The sequence below is a fragment of the Pseudoalteromonas sp. NEC-BIFX-2020_002 genome, assembly GCF_013002825.1.
GTDB classification, from domain to species: Bacteria; Pseudomonadota; Gammaproteobacteria; order Enterobacterales; family Alteromonadaceae; genus Pseudoalteromonas; species Pseudoalteromonas neustonica.
In genome coordinates this window covers 558095-568524 of record NZ_JABEPJ010000001.1, presented here as the reverse complement: position 1 = coordinate 568524, position 10430 = coordinate 558095, and the positions used below count along the sequence as shown (strand labels likewise).

8 protein-coding genes are annotated in these 10430 nt (G+C 41.9%); 2 read left to right on the top strand and 6 right to left on the bottom strand.

Translation table 11 applies throughout. The features are described 5' to 3' along the window. Positions 1–183: 183 nt before the first annotated feature. Positions 184–351, top strand: coding sequence for a helix-turn-helix domain-containing protein (locus tag HJP15_RS02315; protein ID WP_502706955.1), 168 nt, complete (start codon positions 184–186; stop codon positions 349–351). A 591-nt stretch (positions 352–942) separates the two neighbouring features. Then, positions 943–1674: a FadR/GntR family transcriptional regulator gene (locus HJP15_RS02310; RefSeq protein ID WP_054204096.1), complete on the top strand. Its 732-nt coding sequence runs from the start codon at positions 943–945 to the stop codon at positions 1672–1674. A gap of 262 nt (positions 1675–1936) precedes the next feature. Here the strand turns inward: HJP15_RS02310 and HJP15_RS02305 are convergent, their stop codons facing one another. The 6 genes from HJP15_RS02305 to HJP15_RS02280 all read right to left on the bottom strand — a co-directional run bounded on the left by HJP15_RS02305 (position 1937) and on the right by HJP15_RS02280 (position 10429). Further along, positions 1937–4891 carry a TonB-dependent receptor gene (locus tag HJP15_RS02305; protein WP_170172971.1) on the bottom strand — a complete coding sequence of 985 codons (2955 nt, stop codon included), beginning with the start codon at positions 4889–4891 and terminating at the stop codon, positions 1937–1939. Positions 4892–5375: 484 nt separating this feature from the next. After that, positions 5376–6344, bottom strand: a complete 969-nt coding sequence (locus HJP15_RS02300) for a class 1 fructose-bisphosphatase (RefSeq protein WP_170172970.1) — start codon at positions 6342–6344, stop codon at positions 5376–5378. Continuing rightward, entirely contained in the window at positions 6344–7423 is a 1080-nt protein-coding gene (gene fbaA / locus HJP15_RS02295) for a class II fructose-bisphosphate aldolase (RefSeq protein WP_054204093.1), read from the bottom strand. The genes HJP15_RS02300 and fbaA overlap by 1 nt, the downstream gene beginning before the upstream one ends. Before the next feature lie 10 nt (positions 7424–7433). Next, entirely contained in the window at positions 7434–8054 is a 621-nt protein-coding gene (gene eda / locus HJP15_RS02290) for a bifunctional 4-hydroxy-2-oxoglutarate aldolase/2-dehydro-3-deoxy-phosphogluconate aldolase (protein ID WP_054204092.1), read from the bottom strand. Positions 8055–8138: 84 nt separating this feature from the next. Beyond that, positions 8139–9065, bottom strand: coding sequence for a sugar kinase (locus HJP15_RS02285; protein WP_170172969.1), 927 nt, complete (start codon positions 9063–9065; stop codon positions 8139–8141). Between the two features lie 65 nt (positions 9066–9130). Next, positions 9131–10429 (bottom strand): MFS transporter, encoded by a 1299-nt coding sequence (locus tag HJP15_RS02280; protein ID WP_054452335.1) that lies wholly within the window; start codon positions 10427–10429, stop codon positions 9131–9133. Position 10430: the final 1 nt, after the last annotated feature.

Here is a 10430-nt window from a genome sequence, read left to right as displayed (position 1 = left end):
TTCTAGCATAAATTTGCAGCCGCAAATTATGCATTTTATGCTGGGTTTCCTTGTTGATCTCAATCAATAAAAATCATATTAGTTAATTCGCATTCAACCATTAACTTTACAACCCAAAAATGGACACAGTAATGTCCAATCAAGTTCGCGAGGTTCTATCATTAATTATTAAGCGAAAGTGATGTGCAGCTGGCTTTTGCTGAGCATTTAAAAGAGCGCCGCAAAAAAGCAAAGATGTCACGCGAGGCGTTAGCTAAAAAAAGCACAGTACCTGCATCTACAATAAAAAAGTTTGAGGTTACAGGGCTTATTTCATTCAGGCAGCTATTGCTTAATAGAGCAACAGCTTGATAATACGTACGCCATGAATAAGCATTTAACGGGTAGTTAATTGCCTTAGGTTAATTGTATTGAGCGATTAAATTAATAATAAATGATACTCAATAGCGCTCATAAGGAAATATCATATTTTCAAGCGTAAATTCCAACCCTATAGAATGCATACTTGTTCTTTTAATTTTACTCAACGAATACACTGGGAGCCCTTTATTTATACCGAGTTATATAAAGTTAGCCCTCGCATTTTGGCTGTTTATTTTTCCATCACTGATTTAACGACTAGCAATACCATGCCAACAGAAAACGTTCATAAATACATTTAACCCACTAATTATATTGATGAAAAAATATTCTCGGATGACAACATCTCCTCTTCAGCGCTGAATAATTTAAATAAAGCAGTTTCAATCGTCTGTTTGCAGCTAAATTTAAAACAAAAGCAAATTGACAAGCTAAACTAAGAAATGTAATTTACCAATTAGATTAATTTTTTTACCAACTTTTTTACCAATTTGTGGAGTGATTTAGCCTACTCGGTTCGGCTTAATTATTATCCACATCAAAGCTGTGCATCTACCGTTTACTAAACTTGGGGAATATAAAATGAAAAGGCGTAGACGTTTTTGGAACGTTGTTGATAAGTTAGAAGCCGCAATAGATCAAGGTGTCTATCATGTTGGAAGCCGTTTACCTGCAGAACGAGAATTAGCAGAAACTCATCAAGTAAGTAGGCCTACAATTCGAGAGGCTATTATTGCACTTGAAGTCAGAGGCCGTGTTGAAGTTAAGACCGGCTCGGGTGTATTTGTTACAGACACTAATAAAGTAGAGGCTAGCGATAAGCCTATTAGTGCATTTGAACTAACACAGGCCAGAGCACTCATTGAAGCTGAAGCTGCCGCCTTAGCAGCGGCAACAATTCAAGATCACGAACTGGCCGATTTAAAGCAAAGTTTAGATGATATGCAAGTGCCAGAAATGGCGATTGAAGCTGATCAACGCTTTCATGAGATCATTGCTAAGTCGACCCGTAACAACGCAATTTTCATGTCAATTCAAAACTTGTGGAAGTTAAGACGCAGCGAGCCACAAATCATCGCGGCCTATGACGATGTGTGTTCACAAAGCGACGAGCAGCGTTTACAAGAGCACACATGTATTTATGATGCTATCGCCAGCCATGACTCATCGGCAGCCCGTAAAGCCATGCACAACCACTTTAACCGTTTAATTAATTCACTCTTTGCCGCAAGCGAGAAAAAGGCCCTTGAAGAAATAAAACGTAAAACAAGTGAAACGCGTGGCTTGTATTCTATCTCTCATTTAACTCAATAAATCTTACTTTTCTATTCCCTAAAAGGCACATAACTGTGCCTTTGCTATGTGTGTTGTCTTATTTTTTAACGACCCCGCCTTCTGCTATGATTATTTAATAAAACGGCTTTCAAATAGGCTAAACAGCCAATATACATTTTATTAAATGTACGCACACAAATGTTTTAAGCGTTGGGTACACCTAAAAATAATGCAAAAAAAAAGCAAGCCTAGTGGCTTGCTTTTATACCAATTACCAATTGGTACTCACACAATTAACTTATTAAAAACGGTAACTTGCACCAAAAGTAATACGACGATCTGTTAAGCCTTGATAACACAGTAATGATCCTTCGTTAACACAAGACTGACTCACATCTGACTTCGTTAAGTTCACGGCTTCTATACCAACACTAAATTGCTCGGTTACATCATAATTAACACTTGCGTTTAACTGACCACGGTCCTCTTGAACAACTGGGAAGCCCCATGGGTAACTAGATGTACTGCCAAAGTCTTCTGAGCGGTAACCTTCTCGCCACGTGTATCTTGCACGCGCTGAAAAACCATATTTTTCATAGTACAAGGTAAAGTTATATGCGTTTTCAGAAAGATCTAAAAGCGGCTGTTTGGCAGAGACATCAATGTTCTCAATGCCCGTTGTTAATGCAAATACGGCGTTTGCACGGCTCGTTGCATTATCAATTGCTTCACCTCCTGATGATTTTTGATACGTATAGTTAGCCATCACGCCAAAGCCTGATGCCCAGCCTAAGTCGCTTTCGAATTCAGATAAGTCATATTGAAATGCCAACTCAATACCTTGTTGGGTGCGTGTATCAGCATCATTAACTGTCGTTTGAGTAGGCACACACAAACCAACTCCGGGCTCTGGCCCAAAGACATTAATATCAGCAATGGGGTTAAATGTGCCACCGGCTTCACAGGTTGGTCCTACAACATCACGAAATCCCGTGGTTGGGTCTTCATAGGGGTCAACTTGCTTTGTAACATGCAGGTCTTTGCGCTTTTTATGAAAATAACCCACGCTTACTAACGCTGAAGGAGCGAAGTACCACTCGGTTGAAATATCAAACGATGTTACCTCTTCTGGCCCTAAGCCTGGGTTACCAATGGCAACCGCTGAATTAGGACTTGTGCTGTATGACACGGACGTAGATAAGTCGTCATAATCAGGGCGACGAATATCTTTAGACCAACCCAAACGAACTAACACATCTTCAGACACGTCTGCGCTGATGTTTATACGTGGTAATACAAAATTATAATCCGCTTCAGACACGACTTGTGAAACGACTTGATTCCCATCATCGTCGGTTGTTACTGAGTTACCTGTTGACGTAATGTCCGTTTGTAAATATCGTACGCCAACATTACCTCGAAACATTTCATATTCGAAATTTGCTTGTGCGTACAATGCATGCGTTGTTTCTTCAATGTCAAAAAATGCACTCACCTGAGATGTAGGCGAACTGATTGGCGCACGATCAGAACCTGTAAGCGCATTATTTGCTGTAATCGCATCATTTAATACTTCAAGTACATAGTCTGGGTTTGAGCCGGCAAGCTCAGGGTTAACTAATAAAAAGTCTTTTATAAAGAGTGTTCGCCCGTCTGCTTTGTTAAAATTATCAGGCCCGGCCACCAGCAACTCTGCAAATAAATCACCTGATGGGCTATCTGCCATTTTACGCAAGCCCACATTATTACGTACTTGATCTGAGGTGCTGCTTGATCTGTTATAACGGTACCCAAAATCGACCGACGTGATCATGCTGTCAAAGTAATAATTAAAATCAGCTCTGATCGCATCTTCTTTATTTTCTGTCGTATCACGCCCTTGGTTTACATCGCGTAATACAACATTTGCAGGGTCTAGTAACTGTGCACTGGTTGGCGCATTTGCTTCACCTTGGGCAATACCAAATGCAAGCGCTCCCCCGCTCAAGTCATATTCAAAAGGGGTGCCATTTTCGTTCGAGTCATTGGTTGCTACATTAGGGTTAATGAAGTTCAATGTTGTATTGAAGCTTGGTGTATTTGAATCAGAGCGTGACGATGACGCTTCCATACTCACAAATAACTTATCACCCTGCCATTGCCCACCCAATCGAAATATTTGGCTATCAGTTTGACGTGCATTTGTATCACTTGAAAAGCGTAAATTAGGATCTGCTCCCCCGTCTTCAACAGGGATAACACCTTTTAACGCCGCTTGAATACTTCCTAAATCTTGGCCGTCTAATACGCCAAAATCAACCGTTTCAAATTCGCTAGGAGCTGCAACATTACGAAGGTCACTCACACCAGAGGCTTGAACCCGTGAGCTTTCTTGACGTCTGTCTTGGTCGTTCATCACGGCATCAAAAAAGAACTTGGTGTTCTCATTAGGTGCCCATTCTAGCGTACCAGCAAAGTTAACCGTTTCTGACTCGTAATTATCATAATCCTGAATCAAGAATTGAATAGGTAAAAAGTCAAAAGACTGGGCACTTGCTGCATCACTCCCCGCTGCGACGGAGTTATCGCGATCAGCTCGAGGACGAAATGCTGTTACGTCTTGCTCTGCATAACTTGCGCTGAATACAGCGCCAAATTCGCCACCAGAATCTAGTTGCCAATTGTCACCCCAAGAACCCGATATTCTTGGTTTAATGCTATCAGTGGAGAGGCTGCTGTCTTCAGCTTGTACGCGAAAAGCTGCTAACGTATCATTAAGTTGCAATGGGCGGATTGTACGAAGGTTAATTGTGCCTCCTACAGATCCTTCTATTGTTTTAGCTTCTGGTGATTTAATCACTTCAACACCAGAGATCATCGATGCCGACACATCTTCAAAACTGATACCTGTTCTACCAGAGCCGGAACCCACTGTAGAAACACCATTAATTTCTGTACGATTCGCATTCGTACCACGAATTTGTACCCCCGTGCCGACACCTGCTTGACGCGTGATCTGTACACCGGTTACATTTTCTAATACTTCAGCTAAATTTTGATCCGGTAACTTACCAATATCTACGGCTTCTATCACTTCTACAAGGCTTGCGGCTGAACGTTTTTGTGCTAATGCATTAGTAAGCGACTGCCTGATACCTGACACTTCAATTACTTCAAGTTCATCCACAGATTGCTGCTTTGCTTCTTGCGCTGATGCAACATTCAATGCTGTAGCTGAAAGTATCGCTAATGTAACGCTAGATAATTTATGCTTCATAGTGTTTCCTGTGTGTTCGAATGCTTTGGTTTATATTTGTTGTCATTGGCCGTTCGCTTTCACAAAAGGTTAACCAAATAATTACACTTGAACAAAAAAAGATCAACCCTTTTGGTAATAACATTTAATAAAAAAGTCGACCAATTTACATTACCAATAAGTCACCGTGCAGATATAAAAGTAAGGCATTGATAAATAGCAATTTAAATAATTACAGGATTAATTCTATTGCTGAATTAATTTACCTTTAAGACTAATGTAGCAGTAGTAAAATTCAAAAAAAACAAATTGGTTAACCAAATAATCAATTCATAACGGGCAGCTTGCCAAATATGAGCACCGAGTTGCGCACCAAAACTGACACCCGTTTATCATTGATCGTATTCATGCCAGTAAAGAAGATCTCGTTAAACTTACACTGGGGTTTGCTGTATCTGATTAACACCTGTCATAACGCATCGCCTCAAAATACACCACTGTTTTGTTATGACTCATAAACAGTCCGATTAAAAAATGCCACAGCAGAAGATGACCCCATGACAACCGCTACTCGCTGGTGAAGACTGTGTGGCTCTATGGTTAAAATTCGCTGACCACGAGAACTAGCTTGTCCTCCTGCGTTTTCAATCAACATCGACAGCGGATTGGCTTCATAAAGTAGCCTTATTTTGCCATTGTCATTACCCGCACGTTTGTCCTCTGGATACAGAAATGTGCCGCCTCTTGATAAAATACGGTGAATATCCCCTACCATAGCGGCACTCCAGCGCATTGAGCTTTTTTCAAACGCTTGGCTCGCATACAGTACGTTATCGAAATAAGTCTGAATAGTTTCATGCCAATAGCGGTAGTTAGCCATATTCACAGCAAACTCTTTACTTTTGTGCGCAACGGTCATTTCAGGGGTTGTTAGCAAAAAGCCGCCATGAGTTAAATCCAGCGTATAACAGCGTGTTGGGCCACCTGTGCTCATCACTAACAAAGTGGAAGGGCCATAAAGCACATAGCCTGCGCACAGCTGTTTTATACCTGCTTGAACAAACTGTTCATCACTGTCATGGGGCACATCATCACGCTTCGCATAAATGGTAAAAATAGTGCCAATTTGACCATTTACATCAATATTTGAAGAACCATCGAGCGGGTCAAAAGCAACAATATAGCGACCATCGGGATTACCTGGCACAGCATGATCTTCTTCTTCGGAGGCAATAGCAGCAACCGAATCTTCCTCAAGTAACATATCTTTGAGTAACTGATTGGCAATCACATCGAGCTTTTTTTGTACTTCACCTTGGATATTTTCATCTAGCGTAGAGCCTAACACCCCTGCAAGTTCTCCTTGGCCTACACGAAATGCAATCTCTTTACTGGTCGCTAAAATAGTGCGGATCAACATAATTAAATCTGTTTCCACACCATCATTTTTTAAAACTGGGATTAGTCGTTTCATTATGAGTACCTATTAACGCAATTAAGGTCGGTAAAACACTGTAATAATCTCATCGTCATGTTTTGCTCTGAATGGCTTAACCACACTCGCGGATCATAGTATTTTTTATTCGGCTTATCGTTGCCATCTGGGTTACCTATTTGACTATGTAAGTAATTTTTATTGTTTTGATAATAATTAAGTACGCCGTCCCAACACGCCCATTGCGTATCGGTGTCAATGTTCATTTTTACAACGCCATACGTTAATGACTCTGTTATTTTTTCTTGCTCTGAACCACTACCACCATGAAATACAAAATTTAAGCTATTGTGGGGCAGGTTAAACTTTTGCGAAACATAGGCTTGTGAGTCTTTTAAAATACGGGGGGTTAAAACAACGTTGCCCGGTTTATAAACGCCGTGAACGTTGCCAAACGAGGCTGCAATAATGAAGTTAGCACTGACTTTACTTAACCTTTCATAGGCGTATGCTACTTCTTTAGGTTGCGTATAAAGGGATGCGCTATCAAGGTGGCTATTATCCACGCCATCTTCTTCGCCCCCAGTACACCCTAGTTCAATTTCCAAGGTCATGCCCATTTTTGCCATACGCGCTAAATAACGCTCACAAATTGCTATATTTTCTTCTAATGGCTCTTCAGAAAGATCGATCATATGTGAGCTAAAAAGAGGCTGCCCTGTTTGCTGAAAATAACGTTCGCCTTCATCTAATAAGCCATCAATCCACGGCAGTAACTTTTTCGCAGCATGATCCGTATGCAACATAACCGGCACGCCATAATGCTCAGCGACACTATGAACATACTTAGCCGCACTTACAGCACCAAGCACTGCACTTTGTTGCTCAGGTAAGGCAAGACCTTTGCCACAAAAAAATTGCGCGCCACCGTTCGACAGTTGAATAATAACAGGCGACTGCGCTTTTTTTGCTGCATTCAAGGTTGCATTAATCGATGATGTACCAATAACATTAACCGCAGGTAACGCATATTGGTGCTCTCTGGCATGCGCATATACTTGTGTAACATTATTTCCAACAATTACGCCGGGGTTCACTTTGGCTAGTAAAGATCCCATTATCTATCCCTTATACTTTGTTTGCCTCAACACAGGCATCGGTAATCGCCTGCCAGTTTTCTTGTTCAACCCACTCTTTAGGCGCAACCCAAGTACCTCCGACGGCAATTACATTGTCTAAAGCAAGGTACTCATGTTTATTTTGCGCATTGACCCCACCTGTTGGGCAAAATGTAACGCTTTGAAATACGGTTGACACTGCTTTCAAAAATGGTGCGCCCCCTGATAATGAAGCAGGAAATAACTTTTGCTCAGTAAAACCTGCTTCTAATGCAAGTAAAATATCAGCGGTGTTAGACACACCAGGCACGACGGGCACTGAGCATTGTTTTAATGATTCAAGTAGTAAAGGTGAAACCGCCGGAGTAACAATAAAATCAACACCCGCATCAAGTGCCTGCTGTAAAATTTCAGCATTGATGACTGTACCTGCGCCCACTTTTAATGAAGGTACGGCTTCCTTGATAGCCCTTATTGTCGCTAACGATGCATCCGTGCGTAACACGACTTCCACTAAACCTAGTCCTGCCGCCGCCATTGCTTTGGCTATATTCACCCCTTGATCAACACTGTCGGCTTGAATTAAAGGTAGCAGTGTTTGTCCTGACATGAGTTCAGTAAAACGAGTCATAGTTGTATCTCTCTTAATAGTTATTATGTGTTGAGACAAAAAGACTCAGGCATTACATTGGGGCCTTTTTGTTTAAGTTACATATTACGAATCAGCCATAGCCTGATTGAAAACCGCTTTTGCGGTAATTGCGCCCGGCTGTTGGATTACGACCGCAGCAGCTTTTGCGGCTTTACTAACCGCTTCACACACTGGCAGCCCAGATAACCGAGCTCCTAGGTAAACACCATTAAACGCATCGCCTGCTGACGTTGTATCAACAACATTATCTACCGGTGTAATTGTGTGGCGTTGTAATTGGCCATCAACCATGGTTAATACTGATTCGGGGCCATTTTTTATAACCACTTCGTTGATGTCATAATCACTAAGGTGCGCAAGGACATCTTCAACCGAATCCACCCCATACAAAGCGTGTAAATCTTCTACGCCCGGTAGCGTGATATCTGCACACTGAAAAGCAAGCGCATACTGCTGCTTAGTTTCTTCAACAGACTGCCATAATCTCGCTCTATAATTAGGATCAAAAACAACCTTCACACCGGCAGCTTTTAAAGTATGAATGGATTGCCAAAAAATAGCGCGAGTATCGGGCTCTATAACAGCAAGCGATATTCCTGAGAAAAAAAGCATGTCGCCTGACGCAAGCTCATCAATAACTGTGGGATTATAAAAATCGATCAACTTTCTTGCCGCTGAATCATTACGCCAATAAGTAAAGCTGCGTTCTCCTTGATCATCTGTTTCGATGTAATACACACCGGGCACTTTATCTGAATGAGCAAACACTAATTGTGTACCTAGTTGTTCTTGCACAAAGCAGTGGCGCATTTTTTGACTGATTGCATCGGTGCCCAATGCGGTCACAATTGCCGAGTTAATACTGTTAAAGCAGCGCTTAAGGTACACGGCAGAATTATATACATCACCTGCGAATGATTGGTTGAGCGTACTCTCATCAATCGCTCTAAGCTCGAGCATACACTCGCCTAAAAAGAATATTTTTTTCATTTATTAACTTACCCTTGTTGTAAGTAAGCGGCAGGATTTTGGTTGCTCTGCCGCTAAACACGCTGTTACTTGGGTGCTTTTAAAGGCTCAATTTTTGGAATCAAAATCCAGACGGCCAACATTGCAGTAATAGCCAAAGAGGCACCAATAACAAACGCAGGCGTATAATTTCCGCCAGCGGTTAAATAAGGAACTAAAGAGGTGAGGCCAACAGCGCCGAGTTTTGCCGCCATGCCTGAAAAACCAGACAAGGATCCGACGGCTTTTTTGCCAAGTAGATCACTTGGTAGAGTCTGTACATTACCTATCGCTGTTTGAAAACCGAATAGAATAACGGCCATGATTAGAACAGCGACAACAGGCTCGCCAGGGTTCGCCATTGCAAGCAATGCAGGCAACATGATCAAACAGCCTAAGGTGATCGTTAGCTTACGAGTTTTATCTGTACTCCAACCAGCTTTTAAACGATTTTGCGCTAACAAACCGCCAAACCACGCGCCAAACATGGCTCCCACATAAGGCACCCAACCGTAAATACCAATAGATTTAACATCCATGCCATACACTTCGTTTAAATAGATTGGGATCCAGAACACAAATAACCACCAAATAGGGTCAATTGCCGCTGATGCGATGATCACACCCCAACTTTCCTTTCTGCTTAACAGCTCTTTAGTCGAAGGGTTATATTCTTCCTCTTCTTGTCCTTCTTCATTCACTTCACGACGCTGGCCAGATAAAATGTAGTGCTTTTCTTCTTCACTAAGCCACGGGTGTGATCCAGGTGGTGCTTTAACTAACACTAACCAAGGCACTAACCACAAAAAGCCCATAATACCCACAGCGACAAACACCATTTGCCAGCTAAAATACACCGTTAGATAGGCAATAAGGGGGATCGCTATAATACCGCCAATCGCTGCACCTGAATTAAATATACCTTGTGCTAATGCCCGTTCTTTGGTTGGAAACCATTCTGCATTCCCTTTTGCGGCGCCCGGCCAGTTGCCCGCTTCTGCTACACCTAAAATGGCGCGAAAAACACTCAAGCTAAGAACGCCCTGTGCAAATGCATGTGCAATGGTGGCAAGTGACCACACACCTATCGACAGAACAAAGCCAAAACGCGTACCAACCCAATCAAATATTTTACCAAAAATAGCTTGGCCAAACGCATAAGCAAATACAAACACGATAGAAATGTTGGCATAAATCTGCTTACGCTCAAGTGCAGATTCGTTGGGGAATAATTCTTCTACTATATCAGGCCACAGCACACTTAAGGCTTGACGGTCGATGTAGTTTATAATGGTTGCCAACGCAATTAATGCAATGACCCACCAGCGCAAACCTTGAAGTTTCATG